This is a genomic window from Streptomyces sp. D2-8 (assembly GCF_023184515.1).
In the GTDB taxonomy this organism is placed as follows: Bacteria; Actinomycetota; Actinomycetes; order Streptomycetales; family Streptomycetaceae; genus Streptomyces.
In genome coordinates this window covers 723,027-749,485 of record NZ_JAAHBP010000001.1, presented here as the reverse complement: position 1 = coordinate 749,485, position 26,459 = coordinate 723,027, and the positions used below count along the sequence as shown (strand labels likewise).

General features: G+C 72.6%; 27 protein-coding genes. 15 read left to right on the top strand and 12 right to left on the bottom strand.

Annotation, left to right across the window (positions count from 1 at the left end):
* The first annotated feature begins 144 nt into the window (after positions 1–144).
* From G3I77_RS03385 to eda, 4 genes are all read left to right on the top strand, one after another.
* Positions 145–900: a MerR family transcriptional regulator gene (locus G3I77_RS03385; RefSeq protein ID WP_248500960.1), complete on the top strand. Its 756-nt coding sequence runs from the start codon at positions 145–147 to the stop codon at positions 898–900.
* A complete protein-coding gene (locus G3I77_RS03380) occupies positions 897–1,475 on the top strand; it encodes a hypothetical protein (RefSeq protein ID WP_248500959.1) in 579 nt (192 codons plus the stop codon). Before G3I77_RS03385 ends, G3I77_RS03380 begins: the two co-directional genes overlap by 4 nt.
* A 54-nt stretch (positions 1,476–1,529) precedes the next feature.
* The gene (yaaA, locus tag G3I77_RS03375) at positions 1,530–2,312 is read left to right on the top strand and encodes a peroxide stress protein YaaA (protein WP_248500958.1); all 783 of its coding nucleotides are present in this window, start codon (positions 1,530–1,532) and stop codon (positions 2,310–2,312) included.
* Between the two features lie 63 nt (positions 2,313–2,375).
* Entirely contained in the window at positions 2,376–3,026 is a 651-nt protein-coding gene (gene eda / locus G3I77_RS03370; RefSeq protein ID WP_248500957.1) for a bifunctional 4-hydroxy-2-oxoglutarate aldolase/2-dehydro-3-deoxy-phosphogluconate aldolase, read from the top strand.
* Here eda and G3I77_RS03365 read toward each other — a convergent pair.
* The 3 genes from G3I77_RS03365 to G3I77_RS03355 are packed head-to-tail and all read right to left on the bottom strand — an operon-like array spanning position 3,001 to position 5,992.
* Positions 3,001–4,368, bottom strand: coding sequence for a bifunctional RNase H/acid phosphatase (locus tag G3I77_RS03365; protein WP_248500956.1), 1,368 nt, complete (start codon positions 4,366–4,368; stop codon positions 3,001–3,003). The two genes, eda and G3I77_RS03365, sit on opposite strands and share 26 nt — an antisense overlap.
* 20 nt (positions 4,369–4,388) lie before the next feature.
* Positions 4,389–5,132: a C4-type zinc ribbon domain-containing protein gene (locus tag G3I77_RS40830; protein ID WP_308311359.1), complete on the bottom strand. Its 744-nt coding sequence runs from the start codon at positions 5,130–5,132 to the stop codon at positions 4,389–4,391.
* Positions 5,129–5,992, bottom strand: coding sequence for a Nif3-like dinuclear metal center hexameric protein (locus G3I77_RS03355; RefSeq protein WP_248500954.1), 864 nt, complete (start codon positions 5,990–5,992; stop codon positions 5,129–5,131). The genes G3I77_RS40830 and G3I77_RS03355 overlap by 4 nt, the downstream gene beginning before the upstream one ends.
* Positions 5,993–6,189: 197 nt before the next feature.
* On the opposite strand from G3I77_RS03355, the gene G3I77_RS03350 reads away from it, so the two are divergent.
* Together G3I77_RS03350 and G3I77_RS03345 are read left to right on the top strand one after the other, a co-directional pair.
* The gene (locus tag G3I77_RS03350; protein WP_248500953.1) at positions 6,190–7,440 is read left to right on the top strand and encodes a hypothetical protein; all 1,251 of its coding nucleotides are present in this window, start codon (positions 6,190–6,192) and stop codon (positions 7,438–7,440) included.
* Between the two features lie 97 nt (positions 7,441–7,537).
* On the top strand, positions 7,538–7,705 hold the full coding sequence (locus G3I77_RS03345; RefSeq protein ID WP_248500952.1) for a hypothetical protein: 168 nt from the start codon (positions 7,538–7,540) through the stop codon (positions 7,703–7,705).
* A 66-nt stretch (positions 7,706–7,771) separates the two neighbouring features.
* On the opposite strand, the gene G3I77_RS03340 is transcribed toward G3I77_RS03345, so the two are convergent.
* The 3 genes from G3I77_RS03340 to G3I77_RS03330 are packed head-to-tail and all read right to left on the bottom strand — an operon-like array spanning position 7,772 to position 10,691.
* On the bottom strand, positions 7,772–8,713 hold the full coding sequence (locus G3I77_RS03340) for a 3-oxoacyl-ACP reductase (protein ID WP_248500951.1): 942 nt from the start codon (positions 8,711–8,713) through the stop codon (positions 7,772–7,774).
* Positions 8,714–8,724: 11 nt separating this feature from the next.
* A complete protein-coding gene (locus G3I77_RS03335; protein WP_248500950.1) occupies positions 8,725–9,801 on the bottom strand; it encodes a Zn-dependent alcohol dehydrogenase in 1,077 nt (358 codons plus the stop codon).
* 32 nt (positions 9,802–9,833) lie between these two features.
* Positions 9,834–10,691 carry a MaoC/PaaZ C-terminal domain-containing protein gene (locus tag G3I77_RS03330; protein WP_248500949.1) on the bottom strand — a complete coding sequence of 286 codons (858 nt, stop codon included), beginning with the start codon at positions 10,689–10,691 and terminating at the stop codon, positions 9,834–9,836.
* A 560-nt stretch (positions 10,692–11,251) separates the two neighbouring features.
* Here G3I77_RS03330 and G3I77_RS03325 point away from each other — a divergent pair.
* Positions 11,252–12,466, top strand: a complete 1,215-nt coding sequence (locus G3I77_RS03325; protein WP_248500948.1) for a polysaccharide pyruvyl transferase family protein — start codon at positions 11,252–11,254, stop codon at positions 12,464–12,466.
* An 84-nt stretch (positions 12,467–12,550) separates the two neighbouring features.
* Here G3I77_RS03325 and G3I77_RS03320 read toward each other — a convergent pair whose 3' ends face one another.
* Together G3I77_RS03320 and G3I77_RS03315 are read right to left on the bottom strand one after the other, a co-directional pair.
* On the bottom strand, positions 12,551–13,291 hold the full coding sequence (locus G3I77_RS03320) for a class I SAM-dependent methyltransferase (protein WP_248500947.1): 741 nt from the start codon (positions 13,289–13,291) through the stop codon (positions 12,551–12,553).
* Between the two features lie 215 nt (positions 13,292–13,506).
* The gene (locus G3I77_RS03315) at positions 13,507–14,982 is read right to left on the bottom strand and encodes an MFS transporter (protein WP_248500946.1); all 1,476 of its coding nucleotides are present in this window, start codon (positions 14,980–14,982) and stop codon (positions 13,507–13,509) included.
* A 194-nt stretch (positions 14,983–15,176) separates the two neighbouring features.
* On the opposite strand from G3I77_RS03315, the gene G3I77_RS03310 reads away from it, so the two are divergent.
* The 7 genes from G3I77_RS03310 (at position 15,177) to G3I77_RS03280 (ending at position 21,529) form a co-directional block, all read left to right on the top strand.
* The gene (locus tag G3I77_RS03310; protein WP_248500945.1) at positions 15,177–16,913 is read left to right on the top strand and encodes an MFS transporter; all 1,737 of its coding nucleotides are present in this window, start codon (positions 15,177–15,179) and stop codon (positions 16,911–16,913) included.
* Between the two features lie 102 nt (positions 16,914–17,015).
* Positions 17,016–17,666 carry a class I SAM-dependent methyltransferase gene (locus tag G3I77_RS03305; protein WP_248500944.1) on the top strand — a complete coding sequence of 217 codons (651 nt, stop codon included), beginning with the start codon at positions 17,016–17,018 and terminating at the stop codon, positions 17,664–17,666.
* A gap of 122 nt (positions 17,667–17,788) precedes the next feature.
* Entirely contained in the window at positions 17,789–18,076 is a 288-nt protein-coding gene (locus G3I77_RS03300; protein WP_248500943.1) for a hypothetical protein, read from the top strand.
* A gap of 63 nt (positions 18,077–18,139) precedes the next feature.
* Positions 18,140–19,090 (top strand): N-acetylmuramoyl-L-alanine amidase, encoded by a 951-nt coding sequence (locus G3I77_RS03295; RefSeq protein ID WP_248500942.1) that lies wholly within the window; start codon positions 18,140–18,142, stop codon positions 19,088–19,090.
* Positions 19,091–19,248: 158 nt separating this feature from the next.
* A complete protein-coding gene (locus G3I77_RS03290) occupies positions 19,249–20,079 on the top strand; it encodes a DUF5336 domain-containing protein (protein WP_248500941.1) in 831 nt (276 codons plus the stop codon).
* 99 nt (positions 20,080–20,178) lie between these two features.
* A complete protein-coding gene (locus G3I77_RS03285) occupies positions 20,179–21,189 on the top strand; it encodes an LLM class F420-dependent oxidoreductase (RefSeq protein ID WP_248500940.1) in 1,011 nt (336 codons plus the stop codon).
* 46 nt (positions 21,190–21,235) lie between these two features.
* Positions 21,236–21,529, top strand: a complete 294-nt coding sequence (locus G3I77_RS03280; RefSeq protein ID WP_184911953.1) for a hypothetical protein — start codon at positions 21,236–21,238, stop codon at positions 21,527–21,529.
* Between the two features lie 122 nt (positions 21,530–21,651).
* On the opposite strand, the gene G3I77_RS03275 is transcribed toward G3I77_RS03280, so the two are convergent.
* The 3 genes from G3I77_RS03275 to G3I77_RS03265 are packed head-to-tail and all read right to left on the bottom strand — an operon-like array spanning position 21,652 to position 25,096.
* Positions 21,652–22,722 carry a prenyltransferase gene (locus G3I77_RS03275; protein WP_248500939.1) on the bottom strand — a complete coding sequence of 357 codons (1,071 nt, stop codon included), beginning with the start codon at positions 22,720–22,722 and terminating at the stop codon, positions 21,652–21,654.
* Positions 22,719–23,468 carry a class I SAM-dependent methyltransferase gene (locus G3I77_RS03270; protein ID WP_248500937.1) on the bottom strand — a complete coding sequence of 250 codons (750 nt, stop codon included), beginning with the start codon at positions 23,466–23,468 and terminating at the stop codon, positions 22,719–22,721. Before G3I77_RS03270 ends, G3I77_RS03275 begins: the two co-directional genes overlap by 4 nt.
* Complete coding sequence (locus G3I77_RS03265; protein ID WP_248500935.1) at positions 23,462–25,096, bottom strand: glycosyltransferase family 4 protein; 1,635 nt, start codon at positions 25,094–25,096, stop codon at positions 23,462–23,464. The genes G3I77_RS03270 and G3I77_RS03265 overlap by 7 nt, the downstream gene beginning before the upstream one ends.
* A gap of 211 nt (positions 25,097–25,307) precedes the next feature.
* On the opposite strand from G3I77_RS03265, the gene G3I77_RS03260 reads away from it, so the two are divergent.
* Positions 25,308–25,964, top strand: coding sequence for a TetR family transcriptional regulator (locus tag G3I77_RS03260; RefSeq protein WP_248500934.1), 657 nt, complete (start codon positions 25,308–25,310; stop codon positions 25,962–25,964).
* 260 nt (positions 25,965–26,224) lie between these two features.
* On the opposite strand, the gene G3I77_RS03255 is transcribed toward G3I77_RS03260, so the two are convergent.
* Complete coding sequence (locus tag G3I77_RS03255; RefSeq protein ID WP_248500933.1) at positions 26,225–26,458, bottom strand: ferredoxin; 234 nt, start codon at positions 26,456–26,458, stop codon at positions 26,225–26,227.
* Position 26,459 lies beyond the last annotated feature (1 nt).

Below are 26,459 nucleotides of genomic sequence, written 5' to 3'. Positions count from 1 at the left end.
CGCTCGCCAGACTGGGACATCGGCTGATCACCTGTCCGTGAGATCGGGATCCCTTCCCTCGATCGTGGCACACGATCAACGCCGCCGTCAGGCACCGAGCCGCTCGCTTGACCTTGCCTCAGCGTCAACGTCTTCACTGGTGGCATGCGGATCGGAGAACTCGCCGTCACCGTCGGCGTCACCACGCGGGCCGTGCGGCACTACCACCATCTGGGGCTGTTGCCCGAGCCCGAGCGGCGGGCCAACGGGTACCGGGAGTACGGGTTGCGGCATGCCGTCGTGCTGGCGCGGATCAGGCGGCTGACCGAGCTGGGGCTGGGGCTCGCGGAGGTGCGGGACGTGCTCGCGGACGATGCCGGGAAGGACCTCGTCGAGGTGCTCACCGAGCTGGACGAGGATCTGGCGCGGCAGGAGGAGGCCCTCCGGGAGCGGCGGGCGCGGTTGCGGGCATTGCTGGACGCGGAGGGCGGGGTGCCCGCCGAGGGGCCGGTATCGCCCGAGCTGGCCGCGCTGTTCGCCGGGACCGCGCATCTGTCGGACTCGCGCATGGCCGCCAAGGACCGCGAGATCATCGCGTTCCTGGAGACCGCCATGCCGGCCGAGGACCGGGAGCGGTTGGTGTCGTCGGTGGGTGAGGCGCTGGGGAGTCCGGGGGCCGTGGCGCGGGCCGGTGAGGCCTACGCGCTGCTCGACGCGCTCGCCGGCGCCGAGCCCGATGACCCGCGCGTCGCCGAGGCGGCCCGGGCGCTCGCCGGCTGCATTCCCCCGACGCTGTTCCCGGAGGCCGGTGAGCTCGATCAGCACGACGGCGTTCTGCGCGCGTTCTACGACGACCTCGCCCCGGCCCAGGCGGAGGCCGTCCGCCGTACGCTGCGGATCCTCACCGAGGAGCGGCGATGAGGGTCGGAGGGCTGCTGGTCCGGCACGAGGTGCGGTTGCTCGCGAGTCTCTGCCTGTGGGTGGCGCGGCGTACGCACGGGACGAGGAGCGGGTCGGCCTTCGGGTACGCGCGCGGGCAGGGCGCGATGATGGCCGGGTTCGCGTTCGTGTGCCTGGTCGAGACGGTCGCGCTGTCCGTGCTGCTGCGGGACTGGCCGGCCGTGCACGCGGTGTTCCTCTTCCTGGACGTGTACACGATCGTGTTCGTCGTCGCGCTGCACGCCTCGTCCGTCGTACGGCCGCATGTGCTGGATGCGGACGGCGGCTCGCTGCGGATACGGCGGTACGTCCATGTCGATCTGCTGGTGCCGCTGGAGCGGATCGGCTCCGTGCGGCGTGAGCTGCGGATGACGCACGAACCGGCCGACGGCGAGCTGAACGTCGAGGTCGGCTCGCAGACCACCGTCACGCTCGAACTGACGACACCGGTCACGCACGTCACCTTCTTCGGGCGGCGCCGCGAGGTGCGGCTCGTCCGCTTCCACGCCGACGACGCCGACGGCCTGGTCCGCGCCCTCGGCCGGGCGCGCGTCTGAGCTCCCTGTACGCCCCCCGTACGCTGTCGGCGGAGTTCGATCGAAGGAGTACGCGTGCTTGTCCTGCTGCCGCCGTCCGAAGGCAAGGCCTCCTCCGGCCGCGGTGCCCCGCTGAAGCCGGAGTCGCTGTCGCTGCCGGGGCTGACCGCCGCCCGGGAGGCCGTTCTCACCGAGTTGGTCGAGCTGTGCGCCGGCGACGAGGACAAGGCGCGTGAGGTGCTGGGGCTCAGCGAGGGGCTGCGGGGCGAGGTCGCGAAGAACGCGGAGTTGCGCACGGCGGGGACGCGGACGGCCGGGGAGATCTACACCGGCGTGCTCTACGACGCCCTCGGCCTGGCGTCCCTCGACACGGCCGCCAAGCGGCGTGCGGCGCGGTCGCTGCTCGTGTTCTCCGGGCTGTGGGGTGCCGTGCGGGTGACGGACCGGATTCCGTCCTACCGCTGCTCGATGGGCGTGAAGCTGCCGGGGCTCGGGGCGCTGGGCGCGCACTGGCGGACGCCGATGGCGTCGGTGCTGCCCGAGGTGGCCGGGAGCGGGCTGGTGCTGGATCTGCGGTCCGCCGCGTACGCCGCCGCCTGGAAGCCGAAGGGCGAGGTCGCCGGGCGCACGGCGTCCGTGCGGGTGCTGCACGCGCCCACGCGGAAGGTGGTCAGCCACTTCAACAAGGCGACGAAGGGGCGGATCGTGCGCGGTCTGCTGACCTCCGGGGCCGACCCGAAGGGACCGGCCGAGCTGGTGGAGGCGCTCCGGGATCTCGGGTACGTCGTGGAGGCGCAGGCTCCGGCGAAGTCGGGGCAGGCGTGGTCGCTGGATGTGCTGGTGGACGAGGTCCACTAGCCAGCATTGCAGTGTGCGCAATGACCTTTGCGCACTGTGCTCGGGCGACGGCAGGATGACGCCATGGCCTCCTCTCCCCTGCCCGCCTCCGTGCTGGACCTGGCGCCCGTCGTCCCTGTCGTCGTCATCGAGGATGCCGGCGACGCGGTACCGCTGGCGCGGGCGCTGGTCGCGGGCGGGCTGCCCGCCATCGAGGTGACGTTGCGGACGCCCGTGGCCCTGGCGGCGATCCGGGAGATCGCCCGGGAGGTGCCCGGGGCGGTCGTCGGGGCCGGGACGGTGATCAGCCCCGAGCAGGTCACGGCGGCGGTGGCCGCGGGCTCCCGTTTTCTGGTCAGCCCCGGCTGGACCGACGTCCTGCTGGAGGCGATGCGGGCGTCCGGGGTGCCGTTCCTGCCGGGGGTGTCGACGGCGTCAGAGGTCGTGGCGCTGCTGGAGCGCGGGGTGTGGGAGATGAAGTTCTTCCCGGCGCAGGCAGCGGGCGGCACGGCGTATCTGAAGTCGCTGTCGGGGCCGCTCCCCCAGGCCCGTTTCTGCCCCACGGGCGGGATCGGCCCGGCCACCGCCGCGGACTATCTGGCGCTGCCCAACGTCGGCTGCGTGGGCGGGAGCTGGATGCTGCCGCGGGATGCCGTGGCGGCTCGCGACTGGGGCCGCGTCGAGGCGCTGGCCCGGGCCGCGGCGGCGCTCAGCGCAGGTGGGACGTGTCGTTGAGGAGGCGGACGCTGGCGTTGCCGTCCGCGTAGTACGCGACCACCGACAGGGACGCGGCCGACAGTTCCATGCGGAACAGCGACTCCGGCGGAGCGCCCAGGGCGAGCCGGACGAGCGTCTTGATCGGCGTCACGTGGGTGACGAGCAGGACCGTGCGGCCCGCGTGGGCCGCGACCAGCTTGTCGCGGGTGGCGGCGAGCCGGGTGGCCGTCGCCGCGAAGCTCTCGCCACCGCCGGTGGGTTCGGCGTCCGGGGAGGCCAGCCAGGCGTTCAGGTCGTCGGGGTGGCGCTCGCGCACCTCGGCGAAGGTGAGTCCCTCCCAGGCGCCGAAGTCGGTCTCGCGCAGCCCGTCGTCGATGCCTACGTCGAGTCCGAGCCGGGCGGCGACGATCCCGGCGGTCTCCCGCGTACGGGCGAGCGGCGACGACACGACGGCCTGGATGGTGCCCCGCCGGGCCAGCATCGCAGCGGCCCGTTCGGCCTGTTCCCGGCCGGTGTCGGAGAGGGAGGGATCGGTTCCGCCGCTCCCGGAGAACCGCTTCTGCGGAGTGAGCAGCGTCTCGCCATGCCGCAGCAGCACGAAGGTGGCAGGGGTTCCCATGTCGGCGGGGGCCCAGCCGGGGCTGGCGACGGCCTTGGCGGCACGGGCGTCGGCGTCGGCCTTGGCGATGCGGGCGTCGGCGTCGACCTTGGCGATGCGGGCGTCGGCATCGGCCTCGGTGCCACGGGCGTCGGCACCCCCGTCGGCCTCGGCGGCACGGGCGTCGGCACCGGCAGCACCGGCAGCACCGGCAGCACCGGCAGCACCGGCAGCACCGGCGTCAGCGTCCGCCCTCACTGCACGGGCGTCGGCGTCGGTCTTCGCGGCGCGAGAAGCGCCCCCGGCAACCGTGTCCAGCTCAGCCGTGGACTCCGACTCCGACCACCGCTCGCCCCTGGCCCCCGCGTCCATCGCCTCGTTGGCCAGCCGGTCGGCGTGCTTGTTCCGTTCCCGCGGAATCCACTCGTACGTGACCCTCCCGGGCGGGAAGACCCGGGCCGCCTGCGCCGCCAGTGGCTTCATGTCGGGGTGCTTGATCTTCCAGCGGCCCGACATCTGCTCGACGACGAGCTTGGAGTCCATCCGGACGTGGACCGTCGCGGCCGGGTCCAGCGCGTGGGCGGCGCGCAGGCCGGCGAGGAGGCCGCGGTACTCGGCGACGTTGTTCGTGGCGACGCCGATGTACTCGGCGGCCTCACGCAGGGTCTCCCCCGTTTCCGCGTCGCTGACCACGGCCCCGTAACCGGCGGGCCCCGGGTTGCCCCGCGAGCCGCCGTCGGCCTCGACGATGAACTCCCGCACCGGAAGGGCTCCCTGAAGGCCTAGATACCGGACTCGGACGTGCGCACCAGGATGCGGCGGCAGTTCTCGCAGCGGATCACCGTGTCGGGCGCCGCCTTGCGGATCTCCGCCAGCTCGGTGATGGCGAGTTCCTGCCGGCAGCCCTGGCAGCTGCGCGCGTACAGCTTCGCCGCGCCGACGCCGCCCTGCTGCTCGCGCAGCTTGTCGTAGAGCTTGAGCAGATCGGCCGGAATCGAGCCGGCGATGACCTCGCGCTCCTTGGTGACGGTGGCGACCTCGCCGTCGATCTGCTCGAAGGACGCGTCGCGGCGCGCGGTCGCGTCGTCGATCTTCGACTGGACGGAGGTGTCGCGCTCGGTCAGCTCGGCGACCCGCTCCTGCGCGGACTCGCGGCGCTCCATGACCTCCAGCACCACGTCCTCCAGGTCACCCTGCCGCTTGGCGAGGGAGGCGATCTCGCGCTGGAGGTTCTCCAGGTCCTTGGGGGAGGTGACGGCGCCGGAGTCGAGGCGCTGCTGGTCGCGGGTGGCGCGCTGGCGCACCTGGTCCACGTCCTGCTCGGCCTTGGTCTGCTCGCGGGCGGTGTCGCTCTCCTCGGTCTGCGCGGCGACGAGCAGGTCGCGCAGCTGGGTGTGGTCCTTGGTCAGCGACTCGATCTCGGCGTGCTCGGGCAGCGACTTGCGCTTGTGCGCCAGCTGCTGGAGGCGGACGTCGAGGTCCTGGAGGTCGAGGAGTCGGATCTGGTCGGCGGGCGCGGCGTTCAGTTCGGGGCTCCAAGGGGGTCAGAAGTGGTCGAGGCCGCGTGCGCGGTCCAGGGGTCGGTGACCGTCTTCGAGACGTGGACGCGCAGGTCCCATCCGTTCCGGTCGGAGATCTCGTCGAGCTGGCTCGCGGCCAGCTCGCACCAGGGCCACTCGGTGGCCCAGTGCGCCGCGTCGAGCAGCGCGAGGGGGCTGTGGGCGCGATCCGCCAGGAACTCGGCCGCGGGGTGGTGGCGCAGGTCCGCGGTGAGGAATGCGTCGACCCCGGCCGCGCGGACGTGGTCGAAGAGGCTGTCGCCGGAGCCGCCGCTGACGGCGACCGTGCGCACGGGCGCCTCGGGGTCGCCGGCGACGCGGATGCCCTGCGCGGTGGCGGGCAGCCGCTGGGCGGCGCGGGCGGCGAACTCGCGGACGGTCACCGGGTGGTCCAGGGCGCAGAGGCGGCCGAGGCCCCGGCGGCCCTCGGGGTCGGTGGGGTCGGGCACGAGCGGCCCGGTGACCCTGAGGTCCAGCGCGGCCGCGAGGGCGTCGGAGACACCCGGGTCGGCGGTGTCGGCGTTGGTGTGGGCGACGTGCAGCGCGATGTCGTTCTTGATGAGGGTGTGCACGACACGGCCCTTGAAGTGCGTCGCCGCGACCGTCGTCGTGCCGCGCAGATAGAGCGGGTGGTGGGTCACGAGCAGGCCGGCGCCCAGTTTCACCGCCTCGTCGACGATCTCCTGGACCGGGTCGACGGCGAACAGGACCCGCGTGACCTCCTGGTCCGGGTCGCCCGCGACGGTGCCGACCGCGTCCCAGGACTCGGCCCGCTCGGCGGGCCACAGGGTCTCCAGCGCGGCGATGACTTCAGACAGACGGGGCACGGGGCCAAGGCTACCCGCCTGATCTGTGGCGTTGCACCGCCACCGCCCGCTCCTGGCACCCATGGCCCCGCTCAGCACAATCACCCCCTTCTCCTCAGGCGAATCGTTCCTGGAACACCCTTATGTGTGAAGTCTGCGCCCGTGGAATTCCCCGCCCGCGCGTGCGACCTACGTTCGTCACTGGAGGTGACCGAACGATGACGGTCTGTGTGATCGAATCTTCGGCGGGACACGAGGACGAGCACGTGACCGCGCCGACAGGCTGCACGCTCACCGCGGACGGTGCCTACGGCGCGCGCCTCGCGTCGGCCGGCGACTCCTGGTTCCCGGAGCGCTGGACCCTGGACGGCCCCGAGCCGTACGCGGTGCCCCTGCCCCGCAACCAGCCGGAGGAGCCCGGCACCGAGGTGCAGCCGATGGGCGACGGGCGGGTCCTCATCCACCGGGTGGTGGCCGGGCGGCACGCCTTCTCGCTGCTGTACCCGACCGGGCCCGGTACCGGCGAGCTGCCCCTGGGCGCGGTCGAGTGCCCGGACGGGACCGCCCGGTTGCGGCTGCTGCCGCCCGCCCCGGGCGGCGAACGGGCCTACGCGCTCGCTGTCGGGCCGCGTGCGACATCGGTGTGGCTGGTGGCGGGCGGCGCCTTCGGGCCCGAGCTGCTGGCCGAGCTGCCCGGCCGCTGCTCGGGCGGGGTCTGGCTGGACCGGACGGAACGGCTGCTGGCGCTGGACCGGGAGACCGGCGGTCGCGTCAAGGCCGTTGTCGTGGACCTGGAGTGCGGGGGCGAGGTGTCGCCGCTGCTGCAGATCGCCGCCGGGAGCGACGACCGGCTGCTGCTCGCCGACCACGACAGCGGGCTGCTGATCGTCCGCTCGGACGCGCCCTCGCCGGGGCAGGGCCGGATCGGCTGGGGCGTCCTGGGCAGCACGCTGCCGGTGCGCTTCCCGGAGTGCCTGCGGGTGCGGGACTGCTCCGTCACGCCGTTCGCGATCCAGCCGGGGCAGGTGCTGACGCCGGAGAGCTGTGCGGTGGCGCTGCGGGTGGACGGACCGACGGGCAGCTGGGTCGGTGTCTGGCGGCCCGCCGAGCGGCGGGTGCACCATCTCCCCGCTCCCGAGGGGTGGTTGGCGGGGACGGGCCTGTGGACGCCGGAGGGGGTGCTACGGCTGCCGTACGCGACGGAGGCCGTGCCGTGCGGGGTGGCGCAGGTGAGCCCGCCCGGGGCCGTGCTCGCCCCGGCGCCGGAGCCGGACCCGGCACCCCCGCTTCCGGAAGACCCGGGGCACCCCGGGCACCCCGGGCACCCCGGGCACCCCGGGCACCCCGGGCACCCCGAGGAGCCCGAATCACCCGCCTCACCAGCGCAGTCCGCCCCGCCCCCGACCCCTGCGGCGGCACGCCCTGTGCCCCTCCAGGAGGCGCCGTTGGGACGCCTTGTAACGAACTAGTGCCGGTTGGCGTGGCTGGCTGGATCCGAGGTCAGGGGTGCCGGTTAAACTCACCCGGCTGTAAAAAAGATCATGTTGACGGGGTGAATTCCATCCGATGAGCGACGCCAGCACGACCCAGCCGCGTACTGCCGACGTCCAGCAGACCTCCTCCGGCCACGGCCGGCACCGTGGTGAGGTCTCCACGCAGGACGGCGAGACGGCTCCGCGCGGACGCCACCGCAAGCCGGTGGCGGAGACCGAGCAAGCCGTGACTGCGGCCTGACGGCACGTCAGTCACCAGACAGCGAACGGCCCTTCCCGCTGAGCGGGGAGGGCCGTTCCGTGTCTCTCACCCGCGTCCCAGGCCCAGCACCTCCGCCGCCGCGAAGGTCTCCCCGACCGGCCGGTCCGCGTAGTACGGCCCGAGGACGGCCTCCAGCTCGTCGTAGGTGAAGGCGTCCTGCTTGCTGTCGAACTTGGCGGCGACCCGCGGCCGTTCGACGACGGCGACCATCCCGCCGTGCACCACGAGGAGCTGCCCGTTGACGTGGGCGGCGGCGGGTGAGGCCAGATAGCCGACGAGCGGGGCGACGTGCTCGGGGGCGAGCGGGTCGAGGCCGGCGCCGGAGGGCTGTCCGATGCCCGCGAAGACGTCCTCGGTCATCCGGGTGCGGGCGCGCGGGCAGATGGCGTTGGCCGTGACGCCGTACCTGCCGAGGGCGAGGGCGGTGGAGGTGGTGAGGCCGACGATTCCGCCCTTGGCCGCCGCGTAGTTGGGCTGCCCGGCGGAACCGGCGAGGAACGCCTCCGAGGAGGTGTTCACGATCCGCCCGAACACCGGCTCCCCGGCCCGCTTGGACCGCTCCCGCCAGTGTGCGGCGGCGAACCGGGTGGTGTTGAAGTGGCCCTTGAGGTGCACGCGGAGGACGGAGTCCCACTCCTCCTCGGCCATCGAGAACACCATGCGGTCGCGCAGGATGCCCGCGTTGTTGACGAGGATGTCGAGCCTGCCGAACGCGGCGACGGCCGACTCGACGAGGGTGCGCGCCTGCGCGAAGTCGGAGACGTCGCCGGTGTGCGCGAGCGCGGTCCCGCCCGCTGCCCGGATCTCGGCGGCGACCTCCTCGGCGGGCCCCGCGGACGCCTCGCCCGTGCCGTCGCGGCCGGGCTGCCCGTAGTCGTTGACGACGACGGCGGCGCCGAGCCGGGCGAGTTCCAGCGCCTCGGCCCGGCCGAGCCCGCGGCCCGCGCCGGTGACGATCGCGGACAGTCCCTGGAGCGGCAGCGGCATGGTGGGGGTCCTCACATCTCGATGCACGTACGCAGGGCGGTCCCGGTCCGCATCTGGTCCAGGGCCTCGTTGATGTCGGCGAACGGGACCCGGTGGGTGATCAGGCCCGCCAGGTCGACCCGGCCGGAGCGCCACAGGGCGATGGTGCGTTCGTAGGAGCGCAGGACGTCTCCGCCGCCGTACATGGACGGCAGGATCCGCTTCTCGTCGAAGAACAGCTCGAACATGTTGAGCTGGAGGAAGTCGTCCATGGCGCCGGCGCCGACCACGACGAGGGTGCCGCCGCGCCGGGTGTTCTCGTACGCGGTGCGTGCCGTGGCCGACCTGCCGACGACCTCGAAGACGTAGTCGAAGCCCTCGCCGGCGGTGATCTGCTGTTTCGCGTCGGGCAGTTCGTCGGGCGAGACGGCCCGGGTGGCCCCGAACTTCAGCGCGGACTCGCGGCGCGCGGCGATCGGGTCGACGGCGACGATCTCGGCGGCTCCCTTGAGCCGGGCGCCCTGGATCACGGAGATGCCGACGCCACCGCAGCCGATGACCGCCACCGACGAACCGGCCTCCAGGTCGGCCGTGTTGAGCGCGGCGCCGAGGCCGGTGGTCACTCCGCAGCCGATGAGGGCGGCGATGTCGAAGGGCACGTCGTCGGGTATCGGCACCGCGCAGCCGGCGTCGACGACGACCTCCTCGGTGAAGGTGCCGGTGCCGGCGAAGCCGAAGACGTCCCCGCCCGGACGCTTGAAGTTGGGGGTGCCGGCGTTCATGAAGCCGGCGAGGCACAGCTCGGTCTGGCCGCGCTTGCAGGCGGGGCAGGCGCCGCAGGCGGGCAGCCAGCACACCACGACCCGGTCGCCGGCCTTCAGGTGGCTGACGCCCTCGCCGACTTCGAGGATCTCCCCCGCGCCCTCGTGCCCGGGCACGAACGGCGCGGGCTGCGGCAGCACTCCGCTCATCGCGGACAGGTCCGAGTGGCACAGCCCCGTGGCGCGCACCCGGATCCGCACCTTTCCGGGTCCGAACCCCACCGCCTCGACGTCGTCGAGGACCTCCAGCTTGTCCTGGCCGATCTCGTGCAGTACGGCTGCGCGCATGGTGCGGGCTCCCCTCGTACGGCGGTGTGGACTCAGGTGTGTTCGACGATGGTGTCGGCGAGGACGGGCGCGTCGTCCCTCTCGACGGCGCTGACGGCGACCCGGGTGGACTCCGGCGTGGGCCACATGCGGATCCGCAGGGTCTCCCCCGGGTACACGACCCCGGCGAAGCGGGTGGTGTAGGACCGCACCCGGCTCACGTCCCCGCCGAGCAGCGTGTCGACGACCGCCTTGAGCGTCATGCCGTAGGTGCACAGGCCGTGCAGGATGGGCCGCTCGAATCCGGCGACCTTGGCGAACTCCGGGTCGGCGTGCAGCGGGTTCCAGTCGCCGGAGAGGCGGTAGAGCAGGGCCTGGTCGTCGCGGATCGGCCGTTCGACGGTCCGGTCGGGTTCGCCCACGGGCGGCTCGAGTCGGGCCGAGGGGCCGCGGTCGCCGCCCCAGCCGCCCTCGCCGCGGATGAAGATCTGGGCGTCGTTGGTCCACAACGGGCCGTCGGCGTCGGCGACTTCGGTGCGCAGGACGAGGACGGCCGCCGTGCCCTTGTCGTACACGGCGGCGATCCGGTTGGTCGCGGTGGCGGTGCCCGTCGCCGGGAGGGGCCGGTGGATGACGAGGCTCTGGCCGCCGTGCAGGACGCGGGCCAGCTCGACCTCGATGCCGGGCATGGACAGACCGCTGGTCACGCCGGGCTTTCCGGCGCCCGCGACGGTGGCGAAGCTCGGCAGGACGTGCAGCCGGGACTCCAGGGTGTAGCGCAGTTCGTCGGGGTCGGTGGCGGGGCTGCCCGCGCCGATGCCGAGGTGGTAGAGCTGCACGTCCTTGTGGTCCCAGGAGAGCTCGCCGGTCCGGGGTCCGGCGGCGAGCGCCTTGGCTGCGTCGATGGGCATGGGGCTCCTGATCGCCGGAGGAAGGACCTCGGTACGGCCGTCCGCACCGTCGGCCGCACCGAGGCCGTCTGGGACCGGACCGGGACGCGAACTGAAACGCGTTCCAGTCCCGCGCCCTCTGTATAGCCGAGGCCCCGGCACTTGTGAAGACTACTGACGCCGCGTCAGAACGGCGTGGCGATGACATGTGTCCTGCCGGAGTGTCGGCGGGGTCGCGGGCCGTGGGCGGGTTCGCGCTGACGGCGGAACTTCCGCCGGACCCGGCGGAGGAGCGACCGGCGGGGGCGGGACGTTTTCGCAGCGAAGCGGACGTGTACGTTGACCGGTGGTCCGCGCCACCACACGCCTGGGTCGTGTCCGCAAAGTCCCGTCGTTCGCCCGGAGGGCGGGCCCCGCGGCGTCTGGTGCGTGCTCTCGACGTGCCGGGCGGAGACCCTCGTACTGGATCGTACTTGGGGCTTCGCCCGGTGCGGCGAGAGTGCGTGCCAGGCGTCGCGGGGCAGGCGGGACTTTGCGGACACGACCCAGGGCGTCGGCAACTGCTAGGGGAACTGGAGCACATGGGACGCGTCGCCGTCATCACCGCGCCGAACATCGGGTACCGCAACACGGGCATGCTGACCGTGGACTTGGCGTTCGAGTCCCTGCGGCGGCGGATGGACACCGCCGTCGACGCCACCTGGTACACGCTGCACACGCCGGAGACCGTGCCGCTGCGCGACGGTGCGCGCGGTACCGGGTTCCCGTTCCGTTTCCTTCCGCTGGCCGAGCACCTCGACACGCTGCGCGACCATGACGCGGTCGTCTTCTGGGGCGACTTCCTGCATACCCGGCACTACCTGGCGCAGGACGCGACGAACCGCCTGCTCGACTTCGGCTTCGCCGCGGACCGGGACGACGCCCGGGCACAGCTGAACCGGGCCCTGCTGTTCGCGGACCAGCCGGACGAGCTCCTCGCACGGACCCTCAGCTACGGCGGGACGATCCTGCACAACACGCAGTCCGACTACGAGGACAAGGAGTACGGCCCGCTGTTCTCCCGCCTCGTCACACGCAGCCACCGGATGTGGGTGCGTGATCCGCTCTCGGCGGCGAAGATCGCGCATCTGCGGGGGGACCGTACGACCGACCACTTCGGTGCGGACGCGGCCCTGCTGTCCCGCCCCGGCGACCTCGGCCACCTCCCGACCACGCAGTGGTCCCGGTCGGTGCCCGACGGCGGTGCGATCGGCGTCTTCCTCGGCGCCCGTACGCCGATCCCCGACTGGCTGCCCGCCTTCTGCCAGGGCCTGTCCGACCGCCTGGGCGCCCCGCTGGAGTGGCTGCCCTGGTTCGACCGGGACGTGCCCGCCCGGGTGAGCCACATCGCGGCCCGCCCGGGGGACCCCACCGTCGGCGACCTGGTCGGGGTCCTGCCCCGCTACCGGCTGGTCATCACGGACACGTACCACCTGGCCGTCAACGCATGGGGCGCCGGTACCCCGGCGGTGTGTGTCGGAGCGCCCGAGCCGACCCCCAAGACGCACGACGACTACCTGACGCTGAGTGATGTGAAGAAGCACGTCTTCCACATGGCGTACGACGCGACGGACTTCTACCTGACCACCCAGGAGGGGCACGGGCAGGACCTCGACCGGCTCGTCCGCCTCCTGGAGGGCGGCGGCGCCGACACGGTCGCGGCGCGCATCCGCGACCACGCGGACTGTTCGGCGAGGGCGTTCACGCGGACGCTGACCTCGCTGCTGGACACCGGCCGCCCCACCCTGAGCCCGTGACCGACCGACCCATCCGCGTGCTGCTCGCCGAGGACCAGGGTCCGCCGCGAGGACTGCCTCTGACGCTCTGCGTCCGCCTGTGCCCTATGCCCGCCTGAAGAACGCGGTCCACAGGAAGGACTCGCCGAAGCACTCCGACTCCTCCGGCTCGTCGCGCATCCGCCGCAGTTCGAGCTCGGTCAGGCCGGAGAAGATCCCGCGCAACGCCTCGGGAGTGTAGGCCAGTCCGCCCCTCAGCCCCGCCCCCTCGCGGTAGAAGTCGCCGTCGGGCAGCTCCGACCCCATCCCTCCGGCCCCGGCGGCGAAACACGTGAGGCCGAACAGGCCACCGGGTGCCAGGAGTTGCTCCAGCAGGGCGAGGTAGCCGACCCGGCGGTGCGGAGGGAGATGGTGGAAGCAGCCGGAGTCGTAGACGAGGTCGTACGGTCCGGTGAGTTCCGTGGCGGCGAGCGCGAAGGCGTCCCCGCGGTGGAACCGTACGCCCTCGGCTCCCGCCTCGCGGGCGCGTTCCCGGGCCCAGTCCAGGGCTGCCGGGGACAGGTCGACCGCGTCGACCTCGAACCCCCGCGCGGCCAGATACAGCGCGTTGCGCCCCGGCCCGCATCCGAGGTCGAGCGCCCGTCTCCCGCCGGCCTGCCTCCGCTCCACGGCGGCCACCAGGCTCTCATCCGGCTTCGCCACGAAGAACGGCACCGTCCGCGACCGGTCGGCGTAGAAGCGGTCCCACCAGTCGGCACCGCGCCCCGTCCATCGGTCGGCCTCGGGTGCGAACAGCCCGTCGAGCAGGGCGAGTACGTCGTCGACAGTGCGTATGTTCCGGTCCATCCGGCCCCCTTCCGCGTCCGCCCACAGTAGGTCCGGACCTCACGAAAGGCCAGGTCAGGGCGGTCTTCTGGCGTAACCGGGAGGCCCTGCACCGCCCTTGGGGAGACGTGGAGGCACCCCGCGGACGGACCACTGCGGCCCCGGACCGAAACAGCGCCGGCGCGCCCGGGGAGGGCCGTCACGCCCCCGTTCCGGGCCACGCCACCCGTGGTTTCTCAGGCGCCCTGCCGCTCGCCCGCCCGCCGCGGCAGCCACACCCACATCAGCACGACCCCGGCCGCCAGCACCACGGCCCCCACGCGGAACGCGAGTGCGTAGCCCTCGGTCAGGGCCTGCGGGGTCGTGCTGCCCGCCGACTCGGACGCAGCCAGGGTGGACAGGACCGCCAGGCCCAGCGAACCGCCCATTGTGCGGGACGTGTTGACCAGGCCGGAGACCAGGCCCGCCTCCTCGGGGGCAGCGCCGGACGTGGCAAGGGAGGCGAGGGGGGTCGCCGCCAGGCCCGCGCCGAGCATCATGAGGATGCCGGGGACGAGGATGGCCGTGAGGTAGGGGGCGTCGGGGGTCATCGTGGACTGCCAGGCGAAGCCGGCCACGGCGACCAGGGTGCCCAGCGCGGCGACGTTGCGCGGGCCGATCGGCCGCATCAAGCGGGGTGCGAGCTTGGAGCCGAGGATGACGGCGAGGGAGCTCGGGACCAGGGCGAGGCCGGCTTCGAGCGGGGTGTAGCCGAGGACGTTCTGCGCGTAGAGGGTCATGAAGAACCACATGCAGAACATCGCGGAGCCGCACAGGAACATCGAGACGTTCGCCGAGGAGACCGAGCGGATGCGCAGGAGGCCGAGCGGCATCAGCGGGCTCGCCGTACGGGCCTCGACCGCGAGGAACGCCCCGAGCAGGGCCGGCCCGGCGAGCAGCGGCAGCAGGGTGGCCGGTGCCGTCCAGCCTTCCGCCTCCGTCTGGGAGATGCCATAGGCCAGCGTGCCCAGACCGGCCGTGACGAGCAGCGCGCCCGGCAGGTCGAGGCGCCGACCGTCCCCGGCCCGGCCCTCGGTGAGGAACCAGGCGGCGGCGCACAGCACCACGGCTCCGACAGGCACGTTGATCAGCAGGACCCAGCGCCAGGAGAGCGTCTCCACCAGCAGCCCGCCGACCAGACCGCCCGCCGCGCCGCCGCCGGCCCCGACCGCCGTCCAGGTCCCGATGGCCCGGGCCCTCCCCCAAGCTCTCGGCTCCGCTCGAGCAGGGGGAACCCCCATGGCGCCCTCCGGCACCGACGCCGTGAGGATCGTCAGCGTCGAGGGCGCCAGCACCGCCGCGCCCAGCCCCTGCACGGCCCGCGCCACCAGCAGCTGCCAGTCGTCCTGTGCCAGCCCGCCGGCCGCCGAGGCCAGGGTGAACAGGCCGAGCCCGACGAGGAACATGCGCTTGCGGCCGTAGAGGTCACCGGCGCGCCCGCCGAGCAGCATGAACCCGGCGAAGGCGATGGCGTAGGCGTTCACCACCCACTGCAGGCCCTGCTCGCTGAGCCCCAGCCCGGTCCGCATCGACGGCAGCGCCACGTTGACGACGGACACGTCCAGCACGACGAGGAACTGCCCGGCGCACGTGAGCGCCACGACGAGCCAGGTGGGAGGTGCGGTACGGCGTGGCGTACGGGTCGTTTCGGCGGCGTCGAGCATGGGTGTCATGCTCTCAACCGCTCCACATCCCCTGCATCGGGATTTCGACCTAGGGCTTTGTCCGGGCAGCCCAGGGCCCGGCGCCCTTCCCCAAGAGGAGGTCAAGTTTTCGTTAGGGTGCCAAAGCAACGGAATAGTTGCCTGGACATACAAGGTTCAGAGTCCACGTAACCCGACGCTCCCCGGCCTGGAGGCCCCTCTCAATGACGCAGACGACGACAGACCGCCCGGCCGGCAGAGCGAGCGGGGCCGTGGTCCCGGTGCTCGCCTTCGCGGGCATCGTTGTCGCGGTGATGCAGACCCTGCTCGTTCCGGTGATCAAGGATCTTCCGCAGCTGCTGGACACCGCCCCCAGCAACGCCACCTGGGTCCTCACCTCGACCCTCCTCTCGGGCGCGGTCGCCACCCCCATCATGGGCCGCCTCGGCGACCTCTACGGCAAGCGCCGCATGCTGATCCTGAGCCTGGCCGTGATGGTCGTCGGCGCCCTGGTCAGCGCGCTCACCAGCGATCTGCTGCTCATGATCACCGGTCGTACGCTCCAGGGCTTCGCGATGGGCGCGATCCCGCTCGGCATCGGCCTGATGCGCGACATGCTGCCCCGCGAGAAGCTCGGCTCGGCGATGGCCCTGATGAGCTCCTCCATAGGCGTCGGCGGCGGCCTCGCCCTGCCCGCCGCCGCCCTGGTCGCCCAGCACAGCGACTGGCACGCCCTCTACTACGGCGCCGCCGGCCTCGGGGTGCTCGCCATCGCCCTCACCCTCCTCGTCGTACCGGAGTCCCCGATGCGCGCCGAGGGCACCTTCGACCTGCCGGGCGCGCTCGGCCTCTCCGCCGGTCTCGTCCTGTTCCTGCTGCCGATCACCAAGGGCAGCGACTGGGGCTGGGCCTCCGGCACCACGCTCGGCCTGTTCGCCGCCTCGGCGGTCGTGCTCGTGCTGTGGGGCGTGATGGAGCTGCGCGTGAAGGCCCCGCTGGTCGACCTGCGCACCACGGCCCGCCCGGCCGTGCTCTTCACCAACCTCGCCTCGATCATGGTCGGCGTCTCCTTCTACGTCGTCTCCCTGGTCCTGCCCCAGCTGCTCCAGCTGCCGGAGTCCACCGGCTACGGCCTCGGCCAGTCGATGGTCGTCGCGGGTCTGCTCGTCGCGCCGCTCGGCCTGACGATGATGTTCACGGCGCCCGTCTACGCCCGGCTGTCCGCGAAGTACGGCCCCAAGTTCACCCTGATCCTCGGCCTGCTGATCATCGCGATCGGCTACGGCGCCGGCCTCGGCCTGATGAGCGCCGCCTGGCAGAGCCTGGTCATCTCGGTCCTCCTGGGCGCGGGCATCGGCCTCGCCTACTCCTCGCTGCCCGCGCTGATCGTGGGCGCGGTCCCGGCGTCGGAGACGGGTGCGGCGAACGGGCTCAACACCCTGATGCGGTCCATCGGCACCTCGGTGTCGAGCGCCGTGATCGGCATGGTGCTGGCGAACACCGCGAACAACGTCGGCGGCGTCGAGATCCCGACCATGCACGGCTTCCGGGTCTCCTTCCTGATCGCGACGGGCGCGGTGGCCGTGGGCCTGCTCCTGGCGCTGTTCCTGCCGGGCCGACGGCCGACGGACAAGCCGCAGTTGCGCGCCAGCAGCGAGGACGCGGCGCTGGAGCGCGCCGAGCAGGTCCTGCGCGGCTTCCGCGGCCGGGTGCTGGGCGCCGACGGCTCTCCGGTCGCCCGCGCCAAGGTCACGCTGATCGACCGCCGCGGCCGCCGGGCCGGCGCGACGCTCTCCGCCGAGGACGGCAGCTACGCGCTCACCGTCCCGGCCCAGGGCTCCTACGTCGTGGCCGCCCGGGCCACGGGTCACGGCCCGCTCGCCTCGTCCGCGACCCACGCGGGCGACGAGCGCCCGGTCGACCTGGACCTGTCGCTGCCGGGCGAGACGGTCTCCGCCTGACCCCGCCCGACCCTCCTACTCACCGGTATCCCCTGTCGTCCCCCGCGGCAGGGGATACGGCACGATGGGCGCGCTGACCGTCGTACGACCGAGAGGAACCCCATGCACGCGGCCCCGAAGCCCGAGATCCTGGCCGCCTTCGAGGCGGCGAAGGGGTTCATGCCCGCCGGCGAGGGTCTGGCGTTGTACGCGGCGGCCGTGGAGGCCGGGCGGCTCGGGCTGCCGCTGCTGGAGGTCGGCACCTACTGCGGCCGGTCCACGATCCTGCTCGCCGACGCGGCCCGCGAGGCCGGGGTCAGCGCGCTCACCGTCGACCACCACCGCGGGAGCGAGGAGCAGCAGCCGGGCTGGGAGTACCACGACCCGGAGACGGTCGACCCCGAGATCGGCCTGATGGACACGCTGCCCACGTTCCGCCGCACGCTCCACCGGGCGGGTCTGGAGGAGCACGTGGTCGCGCTGGTCGGGCGTTCCCCGCGGATCGCCGCGTTCTGGCGGACGCCGCTGGGGTTCGTCTTCATCGACGGCGGCCACACCGACGAGCACGCCACCGCCGACTACGAGGGCTGGGCCCCGCACGTCGCCGAGGGCGGCCTGCTGCTCATCCACGACGTCTTCCCCGACCCGCAGGACGAGTTCACCGGCCAGGCCCCCTACCGCGTCTACCTCCGGGCCCTCGCCTCCGGCGCGTTCACCGAGGTCTCGGCGACGGACTCGCTGCGGGTCCTGCGGCGCACGGGGCCGGGCATCTGACGCACTGCCACGCCCTCCGGCGGCTGGGCGGGTGAACTGCACCCCCCGCACCCCCTCACGGTCGGCCCAGGGGCGGCGTGGCGAGTCGGCGGGCGACCGGCGCTGCCCAAGGATCCGGGCGCGTGGCAGACACCTTCGAAGAGCTCGTGGAGAAGCAGCGCGCGGCGGACGAGGCGTACGCCCGCGTGCGTCACCTCCAGGACGCGTACGGGCCGCCCACCCAGACCAAGTGGAGCGACCAGCAGACCACCACGTGGGAGACGGCCTGGCGCGCCTGGCGTGATCTCGCCCGGGACGTCCAGGCGGCGGTGACCGGGTACGCGAAGCAGGAGGGCACCCCGCGCCAGGAGGTGGAGGCGCGGGTGAAGGAGGCGGTACGGCACGGGGACGGCGGCGGGAACGGGGGGTAGCGCGCGCCCTGTCGGGCCGTCCTCGGCCCGCTGCCCTCACGTACGGCCGCTAGGGTGGCAGCCGTGTCGTACGCAGGCCCGGACTTCGAACCTCCCCAGCCCCGCCGCCCCCGCCGCGGCCCCCTGACCGTCGCGCTCGCCGCGCTGGTGCCGGGGGCGCTGCTCGGCTGGCTGGTGTACGAGACGGTGGGCGGCTCGGGGGACGGCGGGGGTCCGGGGCAGGCGACCGTACGGTCCTCCCCGCCCGCCGCGTCGAGCGCGCCGTCCGACGACGCCAAGGAGCCGAGCGCCTCCCCGAAGCCCACGGACACGTCCTCGGCCTCCGCGCCCGCCGCCTCCGGCCCGCTCAAGGGCAAGGTCGTCGTCATCGACCCGGGGCACAACCCGGGCAACTTCCAGCACGCGTCCGAGATCAACCGCACGGTGGACATCGGGACGAACCGGAAGGAGTGCGACACCACGGGCACATCCACCAACGACGGTTACACCGAGGCCAAGTTCACGCTGGACGTGGCGCACCGGATGCGCACGCTCCTTCAGGAGCAGGGCGCCACGGTGAAGCTGACGCAGGACGGCGACCGGCCGTACGGGCCGTGCGTGGACGAGCGGGCCCGGATCGGCAACGAGGCGAAGGCAGATGCCGTGGTCTCGATCCACGCGGACGGCTCGGGCTCCGGCAACCGCGGCTTCCACGTGATCCTGCCCGGCGCGGTCGAGGCGGGCGCCGCGGACACCCGGGCGATCGTCGCTCCCTCCCGCGACCTCGGCGACCACATCGTGGGCCGCTTCGTGGCCGTCACCGGCAGCGCGCCCTCCAACTACATCGGCGACGGCGGCGGTCTCGTCACGCGTAAGGACCTGGGCGGTCTCAATCTGTCAACGGTTCCCAAGGTGTTCATCGAGTGCGGCAACATGCGCGATAGCAAGGACGCGGCGTTGCTCACCAGCGGCGCGTGGCGACAGAAGGCGGCGCGAGGGATCTCTGAGGGAATCGTGAGTTTCCTGCGCGGGTAGTCCCGGACCGGCAGATCCCGGCGGACACCCTGATCGGGCGGACGATAGGGTCCTCCTTACGATGAGGGGCCACCCCCGCGCTTCACACCGAGTCCGGACGGCGGCATGGTGACAGCGACGCCTCTACCGACGATGAGACGACCTACGAAGGACCTGAAGTGAATATCCGCTCCCTCACTCGGGGCGACGGCGTGGTGATCGGAGCAGCGGTATTGCTGTTGATCGCGTCGTTCCTCGACCTCTACTCGTTCGACAATGTCCCCGACAGCGTCGACCTCCCCATGCTGTGGGGCAGCGGCCCGGTCGTGTTCAGCGTCGTGCTGGCCGGGATCATCGGCGCCGCGCTCGTCGTCGTCTCCCGGGGCCTGCCGCAGGCCCCGAAGGTCGCGGGGATCGAGCTGGGCCAGTTCGGCGCCGCCTTCACGGTGTTCGCCGCGTGGAGCGCGCTCGGCAACATCTTCGACGTGCCCGGTGGCTACGACAACATCGAGGGGACCAACTCCGACTTTGTCCCGAGCCCCGGCGTCGGCATGATCCTCGCCCTCGTCGCCACGCTGCTGATGGCCGCCGCCGCCCTCGCCACCCCCCTCGTCCCGGCCCTCAAGGGCGCCCTCCTCCCGGCCCCCCGTCCGGCCGCCCCGCAGCCCTACGGCGCCCAGCCTCCCGGTGGGTACGGCTACCCGGGCGCGCAGCAGCCCGGCGGCTACGGCCAGCCGCAGCCGGGGCAGCCGTACGGCGGTCAGCCGCAGCCCCAGCAGGCGCAGGCGCAGGCTCCGCAGCCGCCGGCCGGGGACTTCTCGCCGTTCTGGTTCGCGGTGCCGGTGCCGCGGCCGCTGTTCGCGGAGGACGGTTCGCCCACGCCGATCGCCGAACTCGCCCCGGGTACCTGGTACCTGGCCGTCGAGCAGCGCGGAGCGGCCCTGGTCGCCCAGACGCAGGACGGCCGCCGCGGTGTCCTTCAGGACACCTCGGGCATCCAGCGCGGCTGAGCCCCGCAGCAACGCACGGCCCCTCGCCCTTCCGGGCGGGGGGCCGTTGTCGTACAGTCGGCGTCCCGCTCCGAACTGACGGACCGTCAAGGAGTAGAGATGCGCCTCGGTCTCGCGCTCGGCTACTGGGGCCGCGGCCCCTCCCCCGGCCATGTGCCCCTCGCGCAGGAGGCGGAGCGGCTCGGCTACGACTCCGTCTGGACGGCGGAGTCCTGGGGCTCGGACGCGTTCACCCCGCTCACCTGGATCGCGGCCCACACGTCCCGCGTCCGTCTCGGCACCGCGGTCGCGCAGATGGCGGCCCGGTCACCGACCACGACCGCGATGCACGCCCTCACCCTGGACCACCTCTCCGGCGGCCGCATGATGCTGGGCCTCGGCCTCTCCGGCCCGCAGGTCGTCGAGGGCTGGTACGGCCGCCCGTTCCCCGCCTCGCCGCTCACCGCGACCCGGGAGTACGTCGACGTCCTGCGGCAGGTGCTGCGCCGCGAGGCACCCGTCGAACTGGCGGGCCGCTTCCACTCCCACCCGTACCGGGGCCCGGACGCCACGGGCCTCGGCAAACACCTCAAGCCGATCACGCACCCGCTCCGCCCGGACCTGCCGATCCTGCTCGGCGCGGAGGGCCCGAAGAACGTCGCCCAGACGATCCGGATCGCCGACGGCTGGCTGCCGCTGTACTGGTCGCCGACCCGGCCGGAGGTCTACGGCCCGGCCCTGGCCGAGCTGCCCGAAGGGTTCCTGGTCGCGCCGATGGCCCAGGCCCGGGTCTGCGACGACGTCGCCGAGGGCCTGCTGCCCGTCAAGGCGATGCTCGGCTTCTACATCGGCGGGATGGGCCACGCGGCCCGCAACTTCCACGCCGACCTGATGGCCCGCATGGGCTTCGAGGCCGAGGCCCGCCGCATCCAGGAGCTGTTCCTCTCCGGCCGCCGGGAGGAGGCCGTCCTGGCGGTCCCCGACGCCTTCGCCGACGAGATCTCCCTGGTCGGCCCGCGCGAACGGATCGCACAGCGACTGGAGTCGTGGCGCAAGGGCCCGGTGACGGACCTCCTCGTGCTCAGCCCCGACCCTCATACCCTGCGCGTACTCGCGGAGTTGAACTCCTGAGCGAATCCCCGGGTTTCATCCGGAGTTCAAGGGCAATCCGGAAGGTATGTCCCCTCGATATCGCAACGGTGCGAATCAAGCCGGCACGATCGTCGCGGTCGTGGCCGACATCATGGCCCTCATCCTGGGTCTTTGGATCCTGATGTACCTGCTGGACGCCAACCCCGGCAACTCGTTCGTCCAGTTCATCCACGACGCGGCCCGCTGGCTCGCAGGCTGGTCGCACGACCTGTTCACGTTCGACGAGGCGTGGGCCCGAGTGGTCTGCGGCTACGGCCTGGCAGCAGTGGTGTACCTGTTCATCGGACACGCGATAGCCAGTCGCGCACACCGGCACTGAGAACGCCTTCAGGGCTTCGCCCTCAGGGGCGCGGGGCTGTGTTCGACATGCGGCTCCGCCGCGTGGGCGCGATCAACCACACACAACTCGCGCCCCGCCATCCGGCAGCAACTCCCGAGTTCCTAGGCGCAGCAGTCCGACTCGAGCCCGACAGGCAAGTCCGTACCACCGAACACCTGGCACGTGGCCTCGTGACCCCCCAGCGCGGCCACGGCCAGCAACAACGACCCCGCGGTCCACGTGGTCAACTCCCGCGGCCAGACCGCCTCGTCGTCGAAGACGTACCCGGTCCAGTACAGCCCGCTCTCCGGATCGCGCAGGTGCTGGATCGACTGCAGGATCTCCAGCGCGCGGTCCGATTCGCCCATCGCCCACAGCGCGAGCGCGAGTTCGGCGGACTCACCTCCCGTGACCCACGGGTTGGGAACCACGCACCGCACGCCCAGTCCGGGGACGACGAACCGGTCCCAGTCCTCCTCGATGCGGGCCTTGGCCTCCGCACCGGTCAGCGCACCGCCGAGCACCGGGTAGTACCAGTCCATCGAGTACCGGTTCTTGTCGAGGAACCGCTCGGGGTGGTGCCGTATGGCATGCCGCAGGGCGCCTGCGGCCAACTCCCAGTCCGGTTGGGCCTCTTCCCGCTGCTCGGCGATGGCCAGGGCGCAGCGCAGCGCGTGGTGGATGGAGGAACTCCCCGTCAGCAGGGCGTCCGTCGTCTCCGTGCCGTCGTCGTCGCGCCGCCAGCCGATCTGACCGCCGGGCTGCTGGAGGCGGAGCACGAACTCCACCGCCGCGTACACCGTCGGCCACATCCGGTCCAGGAACGCGTCGTCGCCGGTGGAGAGGTGGTGGTGCCAGACGCCCACGGCTATGTAGGCGACGAAGTTGGTCTCCCGGCCCCGGTCGGTGACCGCGCCGGAGTCGCCGTCGGCGTAGGCCGCGTACCAGGAGCCGTCCTCGTTCTGGTGCCGGGCCAGCCACAGGTAGGCCCGCTCGGCGGCCTCGTGCTCGCCGGCCGTGTCGAGGGCCATGGCCGCCTCGACGTGGTCCCACGGGTCGAGGTGGTGCCCCCGGAACCACGGGATCGCACCGTCCTCGCGCTGCACGGCGAGGATGCCGGCGACGGTCGCGGCGGCCTCCCCCGCGGTGAGGACCCCGGGCAGGACCAGATGTTCCGTCCGGGGAGTGGTCACGTGGCGTCCGCCCCGTTGTCGGCCAGACGCGGCAGGTGCGGCTTGGTCGCGTACGCCACGAAGCTCTTGCCGATCAGCGGGTTCAGCGCCTGCTCGGCGACCCGGGTGGCCAGCGGCTTCTTCATGATGTCCCAGACGAGCAGCTTGTGGTACGCGCGCACCGGCAGCGCCTTGTCGTTGTCGACGCCGAACGCGCACTTGAGCCACCAGTAGGGCGAGTGCAGGGCGTGGGCGTGGTGGGTGCCGTAGGGCTTGAGCCCGGCCTCGCGGATCTTCGCGAGCAGTTCGTCCGCCTTGTAGATGCGGATGTGGCCGCCCTCGACCTCGTGGTAGGCGTCGGAGAGGGTCCAGCAGACCTTCTCGGGGCCGTAGCGCGGGACGGTGACGGCGATGCGCCCGCCGGGCTTCAGCACCCGCACCATCTCCGCGAGGACGCCCTTGTCGTCCGGGATGTGCTCCATCACCTCGGAGATGATCACGACGTCGAAGGACTCGTCGGGGAAGGGCAGCGCGAGGGCGTCGCCCTCCATGGCCGTGGCGGTGGCGCCCTCGGGGGCCTCGCCGGCCTCCTTCATCGCCGCGAACCACTTCGCGACCTCGCGGATCTCCTCGGCGTTCTGGTCCAGCGCCACGACCTGCGCGCCTCGCCGGTAACACTCGAACGCGTGCCGCCCGGCCCCGCAGCCGAGGTCCAGGACCCGGTCCCCCGGGGCGAGCGGGAACCGGGAGAAGTCGACGGTCAGCACGTGGCCCTGCTTTCGGAGTTGACGCCTTCTACATCTGTGGGAGCCGCGGACACGGCCCCCGCCGAGGTGACGCCCCCGGCACCCGCCGAAGCGACACCCCCGGCCCCTGCGCCGGCCACAGCACCGGCACCCGCCGACGCCGCCGAGTCGGCACCCGCCTCCCCGGCGGAGCCGGCCTCCGTCGAGGCCGCGGAGCGGCTCGGAGACCGGGGCGCGGAGCGGTCGAGAACACCCGTCGCGGAGCGACCGGAGGCCTCCGGCGCGGAGCCCGCACGTGCCGTCGCGGAACGGCCGGAAATCCCCGGCGTGGAGTGGTCGGCGGCGGCACCGGACCGGTCGATCGCTTCGCGGTATCGAGCCACCGTGCCCTCCGCCGCCCTGGCCCAGGTGAAGTGCCGCAGGACCCGTTCGCGTCCGGCCGCGCCGAGGCGGGCGCGCAGGTCCGCGTCGCCCAGCAGTCGGCCCAGGCCGGCGGCCAGCGCGCCCGCGTCGCCTGGCGGTACCGCCAGGCACGTCTCCCCGTCGCGGCCGGCGACCTCGGGTAGGGCGCCGCCGGTCGTGGCGAGCAGGGGCGTGCCCGTCGCCATGGCCTCGGCGGCCGGGAGCGAGAAGCCCTCGTAGAGCGACGGCACGCACGCGACCTGCGCCGAGCGCACAAGGTCGACGAGTTCCGCGTCGGAGATGCCCTTGACGAACTCGACGGCCCCGGCGAGGCCGTACCGCTCCATCGCCTGGGCGACCGGCCCCTCGGTGGGCCGCTTGCCGACGACGACGAGATGGGCGCCGGGGTGCTCGGTCCGCACCTTGGCCAGCGCCTCGACGAGATGCACCAGGCCCTTCAGCGGCACGTCCGCGCTGGACGTCGTCACGATCCGGCCCGGCACGACCGGCACCGAGGGATCCGGCGAGAACAGGTCGGTGTCGGCGCCGATGTGGACCACGTGGATGCGGTCGCGCCGGACACCGAGGTGGTCGATGATCTCCTGCTGCGACGTGCCGGACACGGTGAGCACGGACGGCAGCCGGCGCGCGACGCGTTTCTGCATGCGCGTGAAGGCGTACCAGCGCCGCACCGACAGGCGTCGCTGCCGGCCTTCCGCCGCATCCAGCTCCAACTGCCGGTCGACGGTGATGGGGTGGTGGATGGTCGTCACCAGGGGCGCGCCGACGTCGCCCAGCAGGCCGTAGCCGAGGGTCTGGTTGTCGTGCACGACGTCGAACTCGCCGCGGCGGGCACGCAGATGGCGGCGGGCGCGCAGCGAGAACGTCAGCGGTTCCGGGAAGCCGCCGGTCCACATCGTCGCGACTTCCAGCGCGTCGATCCAGTCGCGGTACTCGCCGCGCCCCGGTGTGCGGAAGGGATCCGGCTGGCGGTACAGGTCGAGGCTGGGCAGCTCGGTGAGGCTCAGCCCGTCGTAGCCCTCGTCGAGGACGGGGTACGGCTGGGCGCCGATGACCTCGACCCGGTGGCCGAGGCGGGCCAGTTCGCGCGAGAGGTGCCGGACATAGACACCCTGCCCGCCGCAGAACGGGTTCCCTTTATAGGTGAGGAGCGCGATATTGAGCGGTCGCAAGCCGTCGGCAGCGGGGTCCTCCGGAGCCCCGGCCTCCCTGGCCTCAGCGGTCACTCCGAGCCCCCTTCTCCCTGCACTGTCCCGCGAGACTACGCCGGGACGCTAATCTAGAACAAGTTTCAGACTTGATCGTTCGGAGGCTCTGAATCTACCGGCAGGTAGGGGCACTGTGAGCAGTGGATCAGGTGATTCACGCCACGACCGGCGCCGTGCCATGCTGTGTGATCACTCGTCCTCACGGACGGTCACGGAACGGGACCGAACCATGCCCGCAGAAGCCAAGGTGAGCGCCAAGGTGAACAAGCCGGCCAAGGTGGAAGCCAGAGCGGCAGCCCCCGCCTCCCCGCCCCTCACGGAGCGGCAGGAGGCCCGCCGCCGCCGCATCCTGCACGCGAGTGCGCAGCTGGCCAGCCGGGGCGGCTTCGACGCCGTGCAGATGCGCGAGGTCGCGGAGTCCTCCCAGGTGGCGCTCGGCACGCTGTACCGCTACTTCCCTTCCAAGATCCACCTGCTGGTCGCCACGATGCAGGACCAGTTGGAGCACATGCACGGCACACTGCGGAAGAAGCCCCCGCAGGGCGAGACGGCGGCCGAGCGGGTCGCGGAGACGCTGATGCGGGCCTTCCGGGCGCTGCAGCGCGAGCCGCATCTGGCCGATGCGATGGTCCGCGCGCTGACGTTCGCCGACCGCAGCGTGAGTCCGGAGGTCGACCAGGTCTCCCGTCAGACGACGGCGATCATCCTGGACGCGATGGGCCAGGAGAACCCGACCCCGGAGCAGCTCTCGGCGGTCCGGGTCATCGAGCACACCTGGCACTCGGCGCTGATCACCTGGCTGTCGGGCCGCGCCTCCATCGCCCAGGTGAAGATCGACATCGAGACGGTGTGCCGCCTGATCGACCTGACCGCGCCGACCTCCTGACATGCGAAGGACCTACGAGACGGGTTCCCTTCGCCGGTATGGTCCGGATCAGGTGATGGGGGTCGCCTCAGGGTGCCGGTTTTCGGCCCGGCTCCCTTCGGCCTCTCAGCCCTACCGTCTCAGTCGGCACCGGCGGAGACTGCAGCCTCCAGCCGACGTCGGCCACTCCGGTCGGACTCCCTCACTCGCCTCGTAGGCCTGCTTCCAGGATAGAACTCCCCTCCAGGAATGAAACCCCCTGAAGGGGAACTTTTCGGGCGCTACTCCTCCGGCGGGAACACGACCTCGCCGCTGTCCCCCAGGGTGATCGTGATCGCCTCCGTCGGACAGCTCTCCGCCGCCTCCAGCACCCGTTCGTTCGCGTCCATGTCCGGGGCGGCCGGACGGGACTGGCGGGCGGTGTCCAGGCGGAAGCCCTCCGGCGCGTGGTGGAGGCACTGCGCGGAGCCGATGCACAGGGAGCGGTCGACCTCGACGTGCCAGCGGTCGCCCATC

What these genes read in the sequence shown, in the direction of transcription:
- G3I77_RS03255 (WP_248500933.1), bottom strand. Translation starts at nt 26,458, where the DNA reads ATGGGCGACCGCTGGCACGTCGAGGTCGACCGCTCCCTGTGCATCGGC.
- G3I77_RS03305 (WP_248500944.1), top strand. Translation starts at nt 17,016, where the DNA reads ATGCACGCGGCCCCGAAGCCCGAGATCCTGGCCGCCTTCGAGGCGGCG.
- G3I77_RS03350 (WP_248500953.1), top strand. Translation starts at nt 6,190, where the DNA reads ATGACGGTCTGTGTGATCGAATCTTCGGCGGGACACGAGGACGAGCAC.
- G3I77_RS03320 (WP_248500947.1), bottom strand. Translation starts at nt 13,291, where the DNA reads ATGGACCGGAACATACGCACTGTCGACGACGTACTCGCCCTGCTCGAC.
- eda (WP_248500957.1), top strand. Translation starts at nt 2,376, where the DNA reads ATGGCCTCCTCTCCCCTGCCCGCCTCCGTGCTGGACCTGGCGCCCGTC.
- G3I77_RS03385 (WP_248500960.1), top strand. Translation starts at nt 145, where the DNA reads ATGCGGATCGGAGAACTCGCCGTCACCGTCGGCGTCACCACGCGGGCC.
- G3I77_RS03315 (WP_248500946.1), bottom strand. Translation starts at nt 14,982, where the DNA reads ATGACACCCATGCTCGACGCCGCCGAAACGACCCGTACGCCACGCCGT.
- G3I77_RS03260 (WP_248500934.1), top strand. Translation starts at nt 25,308, where the DNA reads ATGCCCGCAGAAGCCAAGGTGAGCGCCAAGGTGAACAAGCCGGCCAAG.
- G3I77_RS03325 (WP_248500948.1), top strand. Translation starts at nt 11,252, where the DNA reads ATGGGACGCGTCGCCGTCATCACCGCGCCGAACATCGGGTACCGCAAC.
- G3I77_RS03335 (WP_248500950.1), bottom strand. Translation starts at nt 9,801, where the DNA reads ATGCGCGCAGCCGTACTGCACGAGATCGGCCAGGACAAGCTGGAGGTC.
- G3I77_RS03345 (WP_248500952.1), top strand. Translation starts at nt 7,538, where the DNA reads ATGAGCGACGCCAGCACGACCCAGCCGCGTACTGCCGACGTCCAGCAG.
- G3I77_RS03340 (WP_248500951.1), bottom strand. Translation starts at nt 8,713, where the DNA reads ATGCCGCTGCCGCTCCAGGGACTGTCCGCGATCGTCACCGGCGCGGGC.
- G3I77_RS03380 (WP_248500959.1), top strand. Translation starts at nt 897, where the DNA reads ATGAGGGTCGGAGGGCTGCTGGTCCGGCACGAGGTGCGGTTGCTCGCG.
- G3I77_RS03330 (WP_248500949.1), bottom strand. Translation starts at nt 10,691, where the DNA reads ATGCCCATCGACGCAGCCAAGGCGCTCGCCGCCGGACCCCGGACCGGC.
- G3I77_RS03310 (WP_248500945.1), top strand. Translation starts at nt 15,177, where the DNA reads ATGACGCAGACGACGACAGACCGCCCGGCCGGCAGAGCGAGCGGGGCC.
- G3I77_RS03285 (WP_248500940.1), top strand. Translation starts at nt 20,179, where the DNA reads ATGCGCCTCGGTCTCGCGCTCGGCTACTGGGGCCGCGGCCCCTCCCCC.
- G3I77_RS03280 (WP_184911953.1), top strand. Translation starts at nt 21,236, where the DNA reads ATGTCCCCTCGATATCGCAACGGTGCGAATCAAGCCGGCACGATCGTC.